Annotated in this window: 17 protein-coding genes and 1 pseudogene; 8 read left to right on the forward strand and 10 right to left on the reverse strand. The window is 62.4% G+C overall.

Annotated elements, in window-relative coordinates; genetic code table 11:
- Positions 1-20: 20 nt before the first annotated feature.
- Complete coding sequence (locus ABVQ20_RS04170; RefSeq protein ID WP_354458229.1) at positions 21-911, reverse strand: SDR family oxidoreductase; 891 nt, start codon at positions 909-911, stop codon at positions 21-23.
- Positions 912-1,074: 163 nt separating this feature from the next.
- Here ABVQ20_RS04170 and ABVQ20_RS04175 point away from each other — a divergent pair, with 163 nt between their 5' ends.
- Positions 1,075-1,458 carry a winged helix-turn-helix transcriptional regulator gene (locus tag ABVQ20_RS04175; protein WP_354458230.1) on the forward strand — a complete coding sequence of 128 codons (384 nt, stop codon included), beginning with the start codon at positions 1,075-1,077 and terminating at the stop codon, positions 1,456-1,458.
- 49 nt (positions 1,459-1,507) lie between these two features.
- Positions 1,508-2,779, forward strand: coding sequence for an FAD-dependent oxidoreductase (locus ABVQ20_RS04180; RefSeq protein WP_354458231.1), 1,272 nt, complete (start codon positions 1,508-1,510; stop codon positions 2,777-2,779).
- A 34-nt stretch (positions 2,780-2,813) separates the two neighbouring features.
- Here the strand turns inward: ABVQ20_RS04180 and ABVQ20_RS04185 are convergent, their stop codons facing one another.
- From ABVQ20_RS04185 to ABVQ20_RS04195, 3 genes and pseudogenes are all read right to left on the reverse strand, one after another.
- Positions 2,814-3,494 carry a hypothetical protein gene (locus ABVQ20_RS04185; RefSeq protein ID WP_354458232.1) on the reverse strand — a complete coding sequence of 227 codons (681 nt, stop codon included), beginning with the start codon at positions 3,492-3,494 and terminating at the stop codon, positions 2,814-2,816.
- Positions 3,495-3,778: 284 nt separating this feature from the next.
- Positions 3,779-4,126 (reverse strand): annotated as a pseudogene (locus ABVQ20_RS04190) (ribbon-helix-helix domain-containing protein); the annotation flags it as partial.
- Positions 4,127-4,173: 47 nt separating this feature from the next.
- On the reverse strand, positions 4,174-4,743 hold the full coding sequence (locus tag ABVQ20_RS04195; RefSeq protein WP_354458233.1) for a DJ-1/PfpI family protein: 570 nt from the start codon (positions 4,741-4,743) through the stop codon (positions 4,174-4,176).
- Positions 4,744-4,908: 165 nt separating this feature from the next.
- Here ABVQ20_RS04195 and ABVQ20_RS04200 point away from each other — a divergent pair, with 165 nt between their 5' ends.
- A complete protein-coding gene (locus tag ABVQ20_RS04200; RefSeq protein ID WP_435528320.1) occupies positions 4,909-5,631 on the forward strand; it encodes a TetR/AcrR family transcriptional regulator in 723 nt (240 codons plus the stop codon).
- A 99-nt stretch (positions 5,632-5,730) separates the two neighbouring features.
- On the forward strand, positions 5,731-6,750 hold the full coding sequence (gene ilvC / locus ABVQ20_RS04205; protein WP_354458234.1) for a ketol-acid reductoisomerase: 1,020 nt from the start codon (positions 5,731-5,733) through the stop codon (positions 6,748-6,750).
- 52 nt (positions 6,751-6,802) lie between these two features.
- Here ilvC and ABVQ20_RS04210 read toward each other — a convergent pair whose 3' ends face one another.
- Genes ABVQ20_RS04210 through ABVQ20_RS04220 form a run of 3 tightly spaced genes read right to left on the reverse strand, consistent with a single transcriptional unit; the run spans position 6,803 to position 7,802 of the window.
- Positions 6,803-7,087, reverse strand: a complete 285-nt coding sequence (locus ABVQ20_RS04210; protein ID WP_354458235.1) for a PilZ domain-containing protein — start codon at positions 7,085-7,087, stop codon at positions 6,803-6,805.
- The gene (locus ABVQ20_RS04215; protein ID WP_354458237.1) at positions 7,077-7,253 is read right to left on the reverse strand and encodes a hypothetical protein; all 177 of its coding nucleotides are present in this window, start codon (positions 7,251-7,253) and stop codon (positions 7,077-7,079) included. Before ABVQ20_RS04215 ends, ABVQ20_RS04210 begins: the two co-directional genes overlap by 11 nt.
- A gap of 9 nt (positions 7,254-7,262) precedes the next feature.
- Positions 7,263-7,802 carry a BA14K family protein gene (locus tag ABVQ20_RS04220; protein WP_354458238.1) on the reverse strand — a complete coding sequence of 180 codons (540 nt, stop codon included), beginning with the start codon at positions 7,800-7,802 and terminating at the stop codon, positions 7,263-7,265.
- Positions 7,803-7,997: 195 nt separating this feature from the next.
- Here ABVQ20_RS04220 and ABVQ20_RS04225 point away from each other — a divergent pair, with 195 nt between their 5' ends.
- From ABVQ20_RS04225 to ABVQ20_RS04235, 3 genes are all read left to right on the forward strand, one after another.
- A complete protein-coding gene (locus ABVQ20_RS04225) occupies positions 7,998-9,110 on the forward strand; it encodes an endonuclease/exonuclease/phosphatase family protein (protein ID WP_354458239.1) in 1,113 nt (370 codons plus the stop codon).
- Between the two features lie 20 nt (positions 9,111-9,130).
- Positions 9,131-9,847 (forward strand): hypothetical protein, encoded by a 717-nt coding sequence (locus ABVQ20_RS04230; protein WP_354458240.1) that lies wholly within the window; start codon positions 9,131-9,133, stop codon positions 9,845-9,847.
- An 86-nt stretch (positions 9,848-9,933) separates the two neighbouring features.
- Entirely contained in the window at positions 9,934-10,962 is a 1,029-nt protein-coding gene (locus tag ABVQ20_RS04235; RefSeq protein WP_354458241.1) for a DMT family transporter, read from the forward strand.
- Positions 10,963-11,019: 57 nt separating this feature from the next.
- Here the strand turns inward: ABVQ20_RS04235 and ABVQ20_RS04240 are convergent, their stop codons facing one another.
- From ABVQ20_RS04240 to ABVQ20_RS04250, 3 genes are read right to left on the reverse strand one after another with little or no spacing between them, the layout of a single operon-like run.
- Entirely contained in the window at positions 11,020-12,237 is a 1,218-nt protein-coding gene (locus ABVQ20_RS04240; RefSeq protein ID WP_354458242.1) for an ABC transporter permease, read from the reverse strand.
- Entirely contained in the window at positions 12,234-12,944 is a 711-nt protein-coding gene (locus ABVQ20_RS04245) for an ABC transporter ATP-binding protein (RefSeq protein ID WP_354458243.1), read from the reverse strand. Before ABVQ20_RS04245 ends, ABVQ20_RS04240 begins: the two co-directional genes overlap by 4 nt.
- A gap of 4 nt (positions 12,945-12,948) precedes the next feature.
- Positions 12,949-14,238, reverse strand: coding sequence for an efflux RND transporter periplasmic adaptor subunit (locus ABVQ20_RS04250; RefSeq protein ID WP_354458244.1), 1,290 nt, complete (start codon positions 14,236-14,238; stop codon positions 12,949-12,951).
- 113 nt (positions 14,239-14,351) lie between these two features.
- Between ABVQ20_RS04250 and ABVQ20_RS04255 the strand changes: the two genes are divergently transcribed.
- A complete protein-coding gene (locus ABVQ20_RS04255) occupies positions 14,352-15,263 on the forward strand; it encodes a PhzF family phenazine biosynthesis protein (protein WP_354458245.1) in 912 nt (303 codons plus the stop codon).
- Positions 15,264-15,340 lie beyond the last annotated feature (77 nt).

The raw sequence follows: 15,340 nt of genomic DNA on the forward strand, positions 1-15,340 counted from the left end.
GGGGTCCCGCCGCGCGGATTTCAACCGCCCAGCTTGGCCTTGTTCGTCTCGAGGAACTGCTTCAGCGACACGGACTTGCGGCCGGACAGTTTCTCGACGGAATCGGTCACCATGCCGAGGCCGCCGACACGCGTGGCGGCATCGAAGGACACGAGCAGCCGGGCGATCGGCTCGGGCAGGCCAGCTGCTTTCATCCCTTCGGTCAACGCGTCATCGGAGAGCTGTACGACCTGGATCGGTTTGCCAGTGACGTCGGTGACGAGGGCTGCGACCTCGGCGACGGTGTAGGCTTTCGGGCCGGTCAGCGTGTAGGTCGTGCTTTCCTTGGCGCCGGAAGCCAGGGCGCCAGCGATCGCCGCCGCCATGTCGTCGCGCGCGCTGTAGGAAATGCGGCCATCGCCCGCCGACGTATACCAGTGTCCCGAGGCCAGGGTCTGCGGCAGCGACATGAACAGGTTCTCGTCATACCAGCTGTTGCGCAGGATCGTGTAGGGAATGCCTGTCGTCTTGATCGCCTGTTCGGTTTCGTAATGGTCGGGCGCGAAGACGATCGGCGAACCTGGCTCGGGATTGGGCATCGAAGTGTAGAGCAGATGGGCGACGCCGGCCTGTTTGGCCGCAGCGACCGCGGCGAGCTGCTGTTCGCGCCGCTTTCCCTGGATCGCAAGTTCGTTGGTCGAGATGACGAGCACCCGGTCGGCGCCTTTGAAGGCTTTGGCAAGAGATGCGTGATCGTCGAAATCTGCTTCCCGGACATCGACGCCGCGCGCGGCCAGATCGGCAAGGTTCGCGGGCGTGCGGGTGGTGGCGATGATCCGCGCCGCCGGAACCTTGAAGGTGTCCAGCAGGTGGTTGATGACGATGCGGCCGAGCTGGCCGGAGGCGCCGGTGACGAGAAGGGTATCGGTCATGGAGGATCCTGACGTTGTGCCGGTATGGCTGGTGCCTATATTGGTCTCAAAAAGAGACCAGCACTAAAATAGGAATTGACCGGCCGACGTAAAGAAGGCAGTTTTTCGGGAGGTAGGCACACGCAGGGAACCAGCCGTGGACAGCAAGGTTGTCGATCTAAAAATGAAACTCGAGATTTATCGCGCGGAAAGCGGTGGGGGTAACCTTGCTGATTGCCCGGTCCGCGATGTCATCCAGGGCATCAGCGGCAAATGGAACACGCTGTTGATGTCGGCGCTGGCCGAGAAGCCTTATCGCTTCGGCGAGTTGCGGCGGCTGGTGCCTGACATCTCGCAGCGCATGCTGACCCAGACGCTGCATGATCTGCAGCGCGACGGCTATGTCCATCGGAAGGTATTTCCGACCAAGCCGCCGAGCGTCGAATACAGCCTCACCGATCTTGGGCGTTCAATGTTTGGTCCCCTGCATCAGTTGCTGCTTTGGGCCGAGCTCAATCACGCGGCAGTCCGCAGCGCGCGTGCTGTTTTCGACGCCGCCGAAGCCTGAACCAGCGGCGATGCCGGCGGCGGCTTGATTTGGCAGAGCTGTAGGAGGATTGTTCCGGCCAATTCGTTTTTGGGGGATTGGCATTTCTTACGACATCGCAATTGCTGGCGCTGGTCCGGCAGGGCTTGCCGTTGCGCTCTATTTGCAACGTGCCGGACATCGGATCACTGTGTTCGAGCGCTTTGACCAACCCAGGCCGGTTGGCTCCGGGCTGATCATGCAGCCGACCGGTCTGACCGTACTTGCCGATCTCGGCCTGCTCGACGACATCCTTGCGCTGGGCAGCCGCATCGACCGTCTGCATGGCGCCGATGCCACGACCGGCCGCACGGTGCTTGACGTGCGCTATGACGCCAGGCGTGGCGGCCGTTTCGGGCTGGCGGTGCATCGGGCGGCCTTGTTCGGCGTGCTCTTCCGCGCCGCGCGGCGCGAGGCTATCTCCATCGAGACAGGCGTGGAGATCGAGGCGCTGGAGGTTGGCGAACGGGCGACGCTGATCTGCTCCGGGGGGCGAAGGGCGGGGCCGTTCGACCTTATCGTCGACGCCAGCGGTTCGCGCTCGAAGCTGCGGCAAGGTATGAACAATCCGAGCCAGCCCAAGCCGCTCACCTATGGCGCGTTCTGGGCGTCTCTCGGCTGGCGCGGCGGGGGTTTTGACGAACACGCGCTGCTGCAGCGCTACGACAGGGCCAGCGTGATGATCGGCGTGCTGCCGATCGGCAAGCCCGAACCGGGCGCGGAAAAGATGGCCGCCTTTTTCTGGAGCCTGAAGCCGGCGGATGCCGAACAGGTGTGGGCGGCAGGTCTCGACGCCTGGAAGGAGAGGGTGGTTGGGCTGTGGCCGCAATGCGAGGCTTTCACCAGCCAGATCGACAGCTTCGACCAGCTTTCACTGGCGCGCTACGGTCATCACACGTTGAAGCTGCCGGCAGGACGGCGGCTTGCAGTCATCGGCGATGCGGCGCATTCGACCAGCCCGCAGCTCGGGCAAGGGGCGAACATGGCGCTGCTGGATGCGGCGGCGCTCAGCCATGCGCTGGCTCGGACGGGCAGCGTCGAGGCAGCACTTGAGGTCTACGCGAGGGCACGGCGCTGGCATGTCCGTGTCTTCCAGGCGCTGTCGCTGGCGTTCACGCCGTTCTACCAGTCAGATTCCGTGGCTCTGCCCTTCATCCGCGACAGGCTTGTGGCGACGATTGCCAGGATCCCGCCGGCGCCGCAATTCCTCGCCTCGATGGTGGCCGGCACCGTGATCGATCCGTTCAGGCGGATTGGCTTGGTGGAAGCGCGGTGGCCAAGCGACGGACATCGGGATGCGTAGATAATCCTCTAGTGAGTTAGTTACCTATATCGCGCTAGGCTTGCTGTTGAGGAACAATGGGCGGAACAGAGCTCCAAAGAATAGAATGCACAGGCAGGAGTTGGCCGCCGCTACTATGCACGAGTGTGAGCATCGAATTTAAAACTACGTGAGCCGGAACGCTTAGAAAATTGCACTGTATATGGGTTTCTCCGAATTTTCGGCGCCGCAACAGTGGATAGCCAAGTCGAAAAGATTTCGGCAAGAGGGTCGGTTCGCGCATTTGCAAGGCTACCCCCCAATAACCAGCTCGAGCCATTATCGGTTTTGCAGTTAAAATGTTGGTCCATTCAACCGACAGACCAGAACGATTGTCGAGCAAGCCATCCTTAGCAAGAATCAAGGCTGGCTTGCCGAGGCCCGCGTCCAGGAAAGAAAATGCCGCTGACGCAGATAGAAACGGGGTCCAGTAGAGCGCGAACAATTGCAGCAGCGCCATTGCAGCCTTCTCAAGGAGAGTCCGATCGTTTTCGGGATCGCTGAAAAAGAAAGTCAGCACGACGATCAGCATTAATAGGACGCAAAATGACCAAAAAAGGCCCATCAAGACATACATGCCGCGTCTAGCGTGTGCTGCAATCGGAAGCCGAATGGATAGCGGCGGAACAATAGATTTTCGAAATGTTGTTATCCCCGGAATGAGGATAACGTCATTCGTATCGAGGGATGTTTCCATTGGGATTTCCAGCTTCGCTCAGTCAAAGATCATCTTCATAGAACGAAAATGATAAACGTTTCCGTTCCATGGTTTTTCAGATACTGCGCCTTTCCCAACAACAACCCCGTCGGCACCACAGTTCCTCGCCTCGATGGTGGCCGGCACCGTGATCGATCCGTTCAAGCAGATCGGGCTGAGCGAGGCGGTCTGGCCTGATCGCCTTCATGGTTGACGGCCAAAGGTTGAAGGGCGAACCCTTCGCAGGAAGACACGTCTGGCTTCCCGCCGAAGGCGTCGGCTTGATGGCATCTGCCGCGCTCGCGGCCGAGGATGGAGTCTGCATTGAGGCTCGCAATCGGCTGGGACGGATCGGTTGGAATGTCGCCCGTGAGCTGCAGATCGAGATAGCGGCCGCAGCATACCCGAAGGAACGAGGTGAAGTTGCCGAGATCGTGACCGGCGTCGATCGATTCGTGATAGAGCTTGGTGATGAGCTGCACGACATTCATGCCGTCGCGGCGGGCGATCTCTTCCAGCCGCGACCAGAAGAAGTTCTCCAGCCGCACGCTCGTGACCATGCCGTCGATGCGCAGGGAGCGCGTCGTGCTTTCCCAAAGGCTCACATTGGCCTTGATGAACAGTTCACACATGCTGGTCCTCCCGGCCGTCTGGCGAGCTCATGGTAGAGCGGAAGCGCCTACGCCGCCAGAACCGCCATGAACTGACGCAGCCATGCCGGGTGCGCGGGCCATGCCGGGGCCGTGACCAGCTTGCCATCGGTCACGGCATCATCGATGGCGATGTCGGCATAGATGCCGCCGGCAAGTTCAACGTCGGGACGACAAGCGGGATAGGCCGAGCATGTACGCCCTTTCAGGACACCGCTCGCGGCCAGCAGCTGCGCGGCGTGGCAGACAGCGGCAACCGGCTTGTCGGCATCGAAAAAGTGCCGGACCATGGCCAGCACCTTTGGATCGAGGCGCAGATATTCCGGCGCCCGACCGCCGGGGATGACCAGCGCGCCATAGGTTTCGACGTGGATGTCGTCGAAGGTGGCGTTGAGCGTGAAGTTATGGCCGCGTTTTTCCGAATAGGTCTGTGCACCTTCAAAATCGTGGATCGACGTGGCGATGCTGTCGCCTGCCTTTTTGCCCGGGCAGACGGCATGCACGGTGTAGCCGCAGGCAAGCAAGGTCTGGAACGGGACCATGGTCTCGTAGTCCTCGGCGTAGTCGCCCGTGATCATCAGAATTCTGGTATCCGGCATCTTGTTTCCTCCCGACAACAAAGCTGCCAAACCCTAGCGCAGAGGCACGCCGGGCAGGTATTATGCGTCTACTACCTCGGTCTTTTTCCGCATCGCCCCCTTGCGCATCGAGCCGGATTGCGCAATATGCCGAACCGTAACGTACGGTACGGCATATGAGGCCGCATGCGATCCGTCGTTGAGCAGGAAGAAACCGTGTTGCAGGCGAACGCCGACATCGACAACAGCGAGGGGCTGACGGAGCGGCAGAAGGCCGTTCTGGATGCGGCCTTGCGGCTGCTGGTCGAGGAGGGCGATCATCTGACGATGACCGCCGTGGCCCGGCGGGCAAGCTGCTCCAAGGAAACGCTGTACAAATGGTTCGGCGACCGCGACGGGCTGCTGACGGCAACCGTGCAATGGCAGGCGTCCAAGGTGCGCGTGGCGCCCGTCGATGGCCGGGGGCTGGACCTTGCTTCGCTGACCGCGAGCCTGGAGCGCTTCGCGTCGGATTGGCTGAGCGTCATCTCGAGCGATACCTCGATCGCGCTCAACCGTGTGGCCGTCGGTCATGCCGGTTCCGGCAAGGACAATCTTGGCGCCGTCGTGCTGGAGAATGGCCGCTTCGCGCTGGCCAAGCGGCTGAAGCCGGTGCTGGAAGCCGGCCGGCAGGCAGGGTTCCTCGATTTTCCGGACGCCGAGACGGCGTTCCGGACTTTCTTCGGGCTGGTCGCCCGCGACGTGCAGATCCGTCTGCTGCTCGGCGACCGGCTGGAATTGACTGATGCGACAATCGGCGGCGACGCCGCCCGGGCGACGCAGCAGTTTCTCGCTCTTCATGGAGCAAAAACCGGGCCACAAGGCCCCCTAGAGCCGGATGATTTCAGGTCAAGTCGACCTGAAATCTGAATCCGGCTCTAAATCAAAGAGATAGAGCATGATGTCGTCCGAAAACCGCTTCACACTTTTCGGCATCATGCTCTGATTAAAAACGGGAAGGAAGACAAAATGCGTGTCTATTACGATCGCGATGCCGATCTCAATCTGATCAAGGGCAAGAAGGTCGCCATCATCGGCTATGGCAGCCAGGGCCGGGCGCATGCGCTCAACCTCAAGGATTCGGGCGCCAAGGAGATCGTCATCGGTCTCAAGGCTGGCTCGGCGACCGCCAAGAAGGTCGAGGCCGACGGCCTCAAGGTGATGAGCGTGGCCGATGCCGCCAAGTGGGCCGACCTGATGATGATGGCGACGCCTGACGAGCTGCAGGCCGACATCTACAAGAACGAAATCGCGCCGAACATCCGCGACGGTGCGGCGATCGCTTTCGCTCACGGCCTCAACGTGCATTTCGGCCTCATCGAGCCGAAGTCGACCGTCGACGTCGTCATGATCGCGCCGAAAGGCCCCGGCCACACGGTGCGCGGCGAATATCAGAAGGGCGGCGGCGTGCCGTGCCTTGTCGCCGTCAACCAGGACGCGTCCGGCAACGCGCTTGACCTCGCTTTGTCCTACGCCTGCGGCGTCGGTGGTGGCCGTTCGGGCATCATCGAGACCAACTTCCGCGAGGAATGCGAGACCGACCTGTTCGGCGAGCAGGTCGTGCTGTGCGGTGGCCTCGTCGAACTGATCCGCGCCGGTTTCGAAACGCTGGTGGAAGCCGGCTATGCGCCGGAAATGGCCTATTTCGAGTGCCTGCACGAAGTGAAGCTGATCGTCGACCTGATCTATGAGGGCGGCATCGCCAACATGAACTACTCGATCTCGAACACCGCCGAGTGGGGCGAGTACGTCTCGGGTCCGCGCATCATCACCGCCGAGACCAAGGCCGAGATGAAGCGCGTGCTGAAGGACATCCAGACCGGCAAGTTCACCTCGGAATGGATGCAGGAATACCGCGCCGGCATGTCGCGCTTCAAGGGCATCCGCCGTATGAACGACAGCCATCAGATCGAGGAAGTCGGCGCCAAGCTGCGCGCGATGATGCCGTGGATTTCCAAGAACAAGCTTGTCGACAAGGCCAAGAACTGATCGGCAAACCTGGGACAGCACAAGCCGGCGGAGCGATCCGCCGGCTTGTGCATCAGCCGTAGTGCCAGTGCGGCTTTGGTTCGGTGCCGGTGAACTCCACGCCGACACGGTCCTCGCGGCGCCAGCGCACCACCGCCTTGTAGCCTATGCCGTCGGTCGGAACGTAGAGCAGGAATTCGTCGGGCACGCGGGCGTCGATCGACACTTTCAGTTCCGCGCCGCCGGCATGCATGTTGCGCACCGTGCATTTGACTTCGGAATTGGTGATGCCGGTGAGGATCGTCGCGCCCTTGAGGACGCGCTGCCTGCGCTTGTCTCTGTTTTCGTCATCGGCCAACGCACAAATCCCAGGCGATCGTCGCAGTCAGCTGGCTTGATCCACAAGATGCATAGGCCTGCCAGATAAACAGAGCGTTATCGCCGATGGCGACGAAGAAATCTCGTCCTGCCAGCGGAGCCAAACAAAGACGGCGCCGCATTTGCGCGGCGCCGTTGGCATTCATGAAGCCTGCTCAGCTATAGGGTGAATAGCACTGCTGGCGCGGGCCATTGTAGGGCTGGAAGCTGTTGTCATAGGCGCGATACGACCGATAACGATTATAGCACCATTGGACGTGTGCGCTGGAGAGCCGCCCTGCGCGATAGTAGCGGCGAGGTGGCGGCGCATCGTAGTAGCCATTGTTGAGGGCGGCACCGAGGCCTAGACCCAATCCCAGGCCGAGGATCGCTGCCCCACCGTCGTCATAGTAGCCGCCGCCATAGTAGCGGCCGTGATTGCGCCAGTGCCGGCGACCGTTCCAGTTTCCGCCGCCGTTCCAGTTTCCGCCGCCGTTCCAATGTCGGCCGTTATTGTGCCGCCACTGCCATGCGCCGTTGTTGTTGCCACCAGCCCACCCGTCCCGGACCGGTATGATTTCGGGCGCCGCGTTCGCGGTCGGAAGAGGAACATTAGGTTGGATGATGGGGCCGGCCATCGACGGCGCGGACAGGCCTGATATGACACCCAGGGCCAAAAGCCCCGATCTGACAGTTGAAGAAAAGAGCGAAGTCATTGCAACTCTCCAAGAAATATACAGGCCCCACGCCTACCCTGGGAAGGGCCATGAAAGTGGACGTTTACATCTGAACGGAGGATGAACGGAAAGGTTCCGTCAACCATGACGGGAAAACCGTCAGGACCAATCGATGCTGTCGGACTGGTCCCGTGCACTTGTTTTCCGCTTCGCTTGCGGGCAAAGCTCCTCGCCATGTCGCTGCGCCTTGCCACTTTCAATGTCGAGAACCTGATGAACAGGTTCGATTTTTCCGGATACCGCAACCAGCTCAACGAAGACCGCACGCTGGCGCTTTTCGATATCCAGAGCGAGGCCGAATACAGGATGCTGGAGCAGGCCCGCGCCATCGCCCAGTCCGACGACACGCGGCAACTGACGGCGCTGGCGATCGCGGCCACCCGCGCCGACATCATCTGCATGCAGGAGGTCGACAACATCGAGGCGCTGAAGGCCTTCGAATATGGCTATCTGTTCAAGATGGTGGGGCAAGGTTACCGCCAGAAATACACCACCGCTGGCAATGACTCTCGCGGAATCGACGTCGCCATCATGATGCGCAACGAGACAGTGCAGGGCCAGCCGATCGAATTCGTGCGCATGACCAGCCATGCCTATGTCACCTACGAGCAGTTCGGCCTGCAGACGCCGGAGCTTGAGGCCCTAGGCAACCAGGCCAATGAGCGCATCTTCCGGCGCGACTGCCTGGAGATCGACGTGACAGTCGGCGGCGCGCCGCTGACGCTCTATCTCGTGCATTTCAAGTCGATGGGGCCGCCCCGCAACGGGCTCGACGGGCGCGAGGCGACGATGCCTGTGCGCATCGCCGAGGCGCAGGCCGTACGCCGCATCATCGAGGACCGCTTTGGCAAGGAGCACGCCGCCGACAAGCGCTGGGCGATCTGCGGCGACATGAACGACTATCGGCAGCGCGTGAAGATCGCCGGTGATTCCATCGATGGTTACCGCTTCGAGGTGGTCGATGAGAACCAGTCCTGCATCAATGTGCTCACCGCCGGCGGCTTCTGCGAAAACGTGGTCGAACGACGGCCCGAAATGAACCGCTGGACCTTCTACCATACGCGTGGCCCGGAAGAGCGGCATCTGTGCCAGCTCGACTACATCCTGCTGTCGAAGGGGCTGGCCGCCAGGAATACGACCGCCGTTCCCGACATCATCCGCAACGGCCAGCCATGGCGCACCATCTTCCCGGCGGGCCAGGAGGTCGACCGCTTTCCACGCGCCGGCTGGGACCGGCCGAAGGCGTCGGACCATTGTCCGGTGGTGATCGGCCTGGACATGGCCTGATCGTCGGACAGAAGGTGCCCATGAGCTTCGACCTGCCGCGCAATGTCATTTTTCCCGTCGATGTCGTCGACGTCCGGCTCGATCCCCGCCCGCATCCGTTCGCGCTCGCCAACGAACAAGCCATCGCCGACAACTGGCGGCGCGAGATATCAGCCAATCCGGCGCTGTTCGACGGCACGGTGGTGCTGCTCTCGGAACTCGGCTACCGGGACAATCGCCTTGTCGGCCGCTGTCATGCGGTCAACTACGCGACGTTCATGCTGTGGCGTAAGCGGCGTGAGAATTCGGGCGCCGAGCATGCCTATGCCCACGCGATGCTGGTCGCCGGCGACAATGCGCTGGTGGCGATCCGCATGGCCGCGCATACGGTCAATGCCGGCCGCGTCTATTTCGCCGCCGGCTCGTTCGAGCCGATCGATTTTCGCGACGGGTTGGTCGATGTCGACTTCAACATGATCCGCGAGGTAGGCGAAGAGACCGGGTTAGACCTGTCAGTTGCGGAGCGCGGCAAGCGCTACCACGCCATGTCGACCAGCAGCGGCACGGTGATTTTCCGGCGTTATCGCAAGACGGCCTCCGCCGACGAGATCGCAAGCCGCATCAGCGCCTTCGTCGCGACCGAGGAACAGCCGGAGATCGAAGGTCCTGTAATCATCCGCGATGCCGCCGACCTGCCGGAGGGGCTGATGGGGCATATGAAGCCGCTGATCGAGTGGCATTTCGCGGGCGGCGATTAGAATCCTGCCCCTGATCGCCTTGCGATCGTTCCAGGTGGCGACAAGGCCTGGCTGACACTCATGGCGCACCCTGGGCTGCTGGTCGAGTGGCATTTCGCGAGTGGCTCTTCCTGAATTTGGTGGCGCCGGAACTAATGTGGGAGAGCGGGAACGCGCCCGGACAAGATCTCGCGGAATTGAATGGAACAACAATGGACGTCAGACCGGGGCTGACACGCGCCACAATCATGCTCTCCGCTGGAATGGCCCTGTCTGGGACGGCAGGTCTTTTTTCCATTCAGTCCGGTCAACCTACATTCAACGTCGTCTTTTTCCGTTGCCTCTTTGGTGCAATCGCCCTCGTTGGGTGGGCATCGCTACGCAAGGGATGGAAGAGCCTATTCATCACTCAGAGGTCGCTGTGGCCGCTTGTGCTGGTGAGCGGGATTTGCCTCGTGCTGAATTGGCTTGCCCTGTTTCAAGCCTTCAAAATGACGTCGATCGGATTTGCGACGATCATCTATCATCTGCAGCCATTCTGGATCGTGCTGGCTGGGGCATTGCTGCTCAAGGAGGGATTGTCTCGGCACAAATTGGGATGGATATGCATTGCGTTCCTCGGCCTCGTTCTCACGATCGTTCCGAAACTGGGTATGATGCGAGCGGATCATGATTGGCTGATCGGCGTCGGCCTCGCGCTTGCTGCGTCGCTGTTTTATGCGGCCACGACCTTGACAACCCGAGCCGTCAAGTCGGTCGACCCGGGAGTTCTCAGTGCCATTCATTGTCTGATCGGCGTCGTCGTTTTCGCGCCGTTCGTCAATCTGCCGGCGCTTCAAGGCGGCGACAATGTCATGTGGGTCTGGCTTGTCGGCCTTGGCGTCATCCATACCGGCGTCGTGTATGTACTGCTCTATTCGTCCTATCCCAAGCTTCCGATCGCGGTCATCGCGGCGGGATCTTTCTTGAATCCCGTAGTTGCCCTGTTGTCCGATTTTTTCGTGTTCGGCCGTTCGATAACAGCCATGCAAGGCGCCGGGCTGGTCCTTATCCTGCTTGCGGGACTTGCCGTTAACCTTGGGTGGCCGTTCTTTTTCATCTCGGCGCGCAAGATCGCGCCGCCGCAGGAATCCTGAGCGGCTGGTCCTCGCTAGGGGCCGGCGGCTCGTTTGGTTGCGCCCGTCGACGCTTGCTCACTCGTGCCGCAACGCGTCGATTGGATCGAGGCGGGCGCCGCGCAGCGCCGGGAAGAAGCCGAACACCATGCCGATCAGCGCCGAAAAGCCGACTGCGAGCACGATGACCGCCGGGCTCGGCGCGAAGGGTATAGACAGCGTCAGCGAGGCCAGCCCAGCCAGTGACAGGCCGATCAGGATGCCGATGATGCCGCCGAGCAGCGACAGCACCGTGGCCTCGACCAGAAACTGGATGAGGATGTGCTTTTCATGCGCGCCGATGGCGAGCCTGATGCCGATCTCGCGCGTGCGCTCGGTGACGGACACAAGCATGATGTTCATGATGCCGATGCCGCCGACGAGCAGGCTGACGCCGGCGACGGCGCCCAGCATGCCGGTCATGGTGGTGGTGGCGCTGGCCATGGCGTCGGCGATCTGGGTCATGTCACGAATGGCGAAATCGCTCTCGCGGTCGGGCGTGACGCGTCTGATATCGCGCAATATGTCCTCGACGCGTGGCTGCAACTCCGTCGTCGGGGTCTGATCGTCGGCGGCGACATAGATGCTGTCGATGTTGCGGTTGCCGGCGACGCGGCGCTGATAGGCGGCGAGTGGCATCAGCACGATGTTGTCCTGGTCCTGGCCGAAGCCGGTATAGCCCTTCGGCTCGAGCAGGCCGATGATCTTGCAGGAGGTGCGGTTGACGCGGATGATCTCGCCTTCCGGGTCGCCGGCGCCGAAGAATTGCTGGCGCACCGTTTCGCCGATCAGGCAGACGCCCGTGCCCGAGCGGGTTTCCGAATCGCTGAACGGCCGGCCCGAGACGAGCTTCCAGTCGCGGGCATCGAGATAGGCACTGGTTGTGCCGGTGACGCCGGATGTCAGGCTTTCCGTGCCGAAGATGACGCGGACCTGCTTTTGCGAGGCCGGAGCGATGGCGCGTGCGCCGGTGAGATGCGTGACAAGTGCCGTCACGTCCTTCTCTGCGAGCGGCCGCACCACCTGGTCGAGCCCTCCCGGCCCGCCCGGGCCGGCGGGGCGACCGGCGCGGATCACCAGCAGGTTGCTGCCGAGCTTGGAGATGTCGGCCTTGACCTTCTCGGTGGTGCCGGAGCCGATGGTCAGCATGGCAATGACGGCGGCGACGCCGATGACGATGCCAAGCAGGGTCAGGAAAGAGCGCAGCACGTTGCGGCGAACGGAGCGCAGGGAGAGGCGGACGGTTTCCCAGATCATGGTTGGGCCTCCTCCATATGCCTGATGTCGGAGGCGACATGGCCGTCGAGGAAGCGGATCGTGCGCCCGGCATATTCGGCGACGTCAGGCTCGTGCGTGACCATGGCGATGGTCAGGCCCAGTTCCCGGTTCAGCCGCGTCAGCAATTCCATGATCTCATGCGTGCGTGCTGTGTCGAGGTTGCCGGTCGGCTCGTCGGCGACCAGAAGGGTCGGGCGGGTGACGATGGCGCGCGCGATCGCCACGCGCTGCTGCTGGCCGCCGGAAAGCTCGGCGGGCGTATGGTGCTCGCGGCCGACAAGACCGACCTCCGCCAGTGCTTTCATGGCAAGCGCGCGTCGCTCGGCGGCCGGGACGCCGCGATAGATCAGCGGCAGTTCGACATTTTCAGCCGCCGTTGTGCGCGGCAGGAGGTTGTAGCCCTGGAAGACGAAGCCGATGTAGAGGTTGCGCAGCATGGCGCGGCGATTGCGGTCCAGCCGGCCGGCATCCAGTCCCATGAAGCTGTAGGTTCCGGCGGTTGGCGTGTCGAGGCAGCCGATGATGTTCATCGCCGTCGATTTGCCCGAGCCGGACGGGCCCATGATGGCCACGAACTCGCTGCGGCGGATGGCAAGATTGACGCCGGCCAGCGCATGGACACGGGCCTCGCCCTGGCCATAGCTCTTCCAGACCCTGTCGAAGGTGATGAGCACGGGATCGGTCACGATGTCAGCTTCTCAGCTGGGACGCGGTGATGACCTGCGCGCCCTCGTCGAGACCGGAGGTGATCTCGGTCAATTCGCCATCCGTGGAGCCGATCTTGACGCTGACCGGGCGGGGTTTCCCGCCCTCCAGTACGTAGAGCGTCCGCGATCCGTCGGTTGGCGCCTTCGTCTGGGGTGGCCGGTTGCCGCCGGGCCGTCTCATGCCGCCGGTGAACAGGTCGCTCAGGCTCCAGCCGCGTGCCGCCTGCTGCGCCGGCCGGTAGCGAAACGCCGAGGCCGGCACGGTGAGCACGCCCTTGGCCTGCTTCGTCACCACCGAAACGGTGGCGGTCATGCCGGGCCGCAACAGAAGCTCGCCATTGTCGACGTCGAACCGGGCATCATAGGTAACGACGCCGTCGGTGGTGACCGATGCATAGGAAATGTCGCGGATCTCCGCGTTGAATGGCCGTTCCGGGAAGGCATCGACGGTGAAGCGCGCATGCTGGCCAGGCTTGACCGCGCCGATATCGGCCTCGTCGACCGCCGCTTTCAGTTCCATGTTCCTGAGATCGGCGGCGATGATGAACAGCACGGGTGCCTGCAGCGAGGAGGCCACCGTCTGGCCAGGATCGACCGAGCGTGTCAGCACGATGCCGTCGATGGGCGCATAGATGGTGCTCTTGGCGAAGTCGGTCTGCTGCGCCTTCAGGTCGGCCCTGGCGATGGCCAGGCTGGCCTCGGCGCTGTCGAGCGCCGCCTTGGCGCGGTCGCGCGTGGCGGTCGCCGCTTCAAGCGACTGGTTGGTCGCCATGCCGCGCCTGGTGAGCTCGGTGGCGCGCACCAGTGCCGCCTCGTTTTCCTTCAGCGTGACCGTGGCGTCCTCGAGATTGGCGGCTGCCGCCTTGGCGGAGGCCTCGGCGCGCTCGATCTGCACCTCGAGCTTGGACGTATCGAGGGCTGCCAGCACGTCGCCCTTCCTGACCTGCTGGTTCTCCTTGGCCGAGACCGAGCGAACGACGCCGGACAGTTCGCTGGAAATATCGACCTGGGTGAGGGGCTGCAGCGTTCCCGTGGCGGATACCTCGACCGTCAGGTCGGCGACCGAGGCCGAAATCGTGGTATAATCGATCCTGGAGGGAGACGCCGCGTACCACTGGTAGCCGGCGACGCCCGCGATCATGACGGCAAGCGCCAGCACGGCGTAAAGCCAGCCGCGCCGCCGCTTCCGGTTCAGGCCTTTGCGGTCGAGCCCCAGTGCCTTCTCTATGGTTGAATCCGATTCCGCCCTTGGCGGATTGACAATCTGGTCCATGCCGGACCCCTATAATATGCGTTATGTCCCAATGCCCTGACACATCAGGCCTCGGGACCGTAATTTCAAATTAAATTTCACCCATGTTGGGATTCATGCAGAGGACATCGCAGATGCAGCCGCGCAATTACTTGCTCTATGACGTCTTTACGCGCGATCGGCTGGCCGGCAACCCGCTGGCCGTCGTGCTGGATTGCGAGGGATTGGACACGGCCGCGATGCAAACCATCGCGCGCGAATTCAACCTGTCCGAATCGGTCTTCGTGCTGCCGCCGGAAAACCCGAAGCACCGAGCCCGCATCCGCATTTTCACGCCCGACTATGAGATGCCGTTTGCCGGCCATCCGACGGTGGGGGCGGCAATCGCGCTTGCCGAAATGAGCGAGGACGACGGTGCGGCCGGTATTTTTGTGCTCGAGGAGAATATTGGCCCGGTGCGTTGCGCCGTCAGCCGCAACGATGGCGCGACCTTTGCCGAGTTCGATCTGGCGAAGCTGCCGGAGCAGTTGGAACTGTCCGCCGACCCGGTGCGAATCGGCGCCGCACTCGGGCTGGCGCCGCATGAGATCGGCTTCGAGAATCACCAGGTATCGTTCTGGTCGGCCGGCGTACCCTACGTGACCATACCCGTTGCCGACCTGGAGGTTGCTTCACGCATCAGGCTGGACAACCAGGCGTGGTCGGAACTTGCGCCGCGCAAGAGTGACTGGGCGTTCGCCAGCCCGTATGTCTACTGCCGCCAGACGGTGAATCACGAAAGCGCTTTCCATGTGCGCATGGTCGTTCCGGGCACGCCTTCCTACGAAGACCCGGCGACCGGCTCGGCGGCGGCTGCCTTTGCCGGCGCGATCATGCATTTCGACGGCCCCACGGACGGTGTGTCGCAGCTGTGGATCGAACAGGGGCTGGAGATGGGCCGACCGTCGCGAATCCGCCTCGAATTGAACGTGGAAGGCGCAAAACTGGCCTCCGCGCGCATCGGCGGCAACGCCGTGAAGGTGGCCGAAGGCAGGCTTTTCGTCTGAACGCGATGGGCTGAAAGCGATTTGTCGGGAAATGACTCTGGCAGGGCTAGACATGACGGATGGTGGCGGCTATATGC

The sequence above is a fragment of the Mesorhizobium shangrilense genome (genome assembly GCF_040537815.1).
Lineage (GTDB): Bacteria > Pseudomonadota > Alphaproteobacteria > Rhizobiales > Rhizobiaceae > Mesorhizobium > Mesorhizobium shangrilense.

What these genes read in the sequence shown, in the direction of transcription:
- ABVQ20_RS04225 (WP_354458239.1), top strand. Translation starts at nt 7,998, where the DNA reads ATGTCGCTGCGCCTTGCCACTTTCAATGTCGAGAACCTGATGAACAGG.
- ABVQ20_RS04170 (WP_354458229.1), bottom strand. Translation starts at nt 911, where the DNA reads ATGACCGATACCCTTCTCGTCACCGGCGCCTCCGGCCAGCTCGGCCGC.
- ABVQ20_RS04200 (WP_435528320.1), top strand. Translation starts at nt 4,909, where the DNA reads ATGCGATCCGTCGTTGAGCAGGAAGAAACCGTGTTGCAGGCGAACGCC.
- ABVQ20_RS04195 (WP_354458233.1), bottom strand. Translation starts at nt 4,743, where the DNA reads ATGCCGGATACCAGAATTCTGATGATCACGGGCGACTACGCCGAGGAC.
- ABVQ20_RS04185 (WP_354458232.1), bottom strand. Translation starts at nt 3,494, where the DNA reads ATGGAAACATCCCTCGATACGAATGACGTTATCCTCATTCCGGGGATA.
- ABVQ20_RS04230 (WP_354458240.1), top strand. Translation starts at nt 9,131, where the DNA reads ATGAGCTTCGACCTGCCGCGCAATGTCATTTTTCCCGTCGATGTCGTC.
- ABVQ20_RS04250 (WP_354458244.1), bottom strand. Translation starts at nt 14,238, where the DNA reads ATGGACCAGATTGTCAATCCGCCAAGGGCGGAATCGGATTCAACCATA.
- ABVQ20_RS04175 (WP_354458230.1), top strand. Translation starts at nt 1,075, where the DNA reads ATGAAACTCGAGATTTATCGCGCGGAAAGCGGTGGGGGTAACCTTGCT.
- ABVQ20_RS04215 (WP_354458237.1), bottom strand. Translation starts at nt 7,253, where the DNA reads ATGAATGCCAACGGCGCCGCGCAAATGCGGCGCCGTCTTTGTTTGGCT.
- ilvC (WP_354458234.1), top strand. Translation starts at nt 5,731, where the DNA reads ATGCGTGTCTATTACGATCGCGATGCCGATCTCAATCTGATCAAGGGC.
- ABVQ20_RS04220 (WP_354458238.1), bottom strand. Translation starts at nt 7,802, where the DNA reads ATGACTTCGCTCTTTTCTTCAACTGTCAGATCGGGGCTTTTGGCCCTG.
- ABVQ20_RS04240 (WP_354458242.1), bottom strand. Translation starts at nt 12,237, where the DNA reads ATGATCTGGGAAACCGTCCGCCTCTCCCTGCGCTCCGTTCGCCGCAAC.
- ABVQ20_RS04255 (WP_354458245.1), top strand. Translation starts at nt 14,352, where the DNA reads ATGCAGCCGCGCAATTACTTGCTCTATGACGTCTTTACGCGCGATCGG.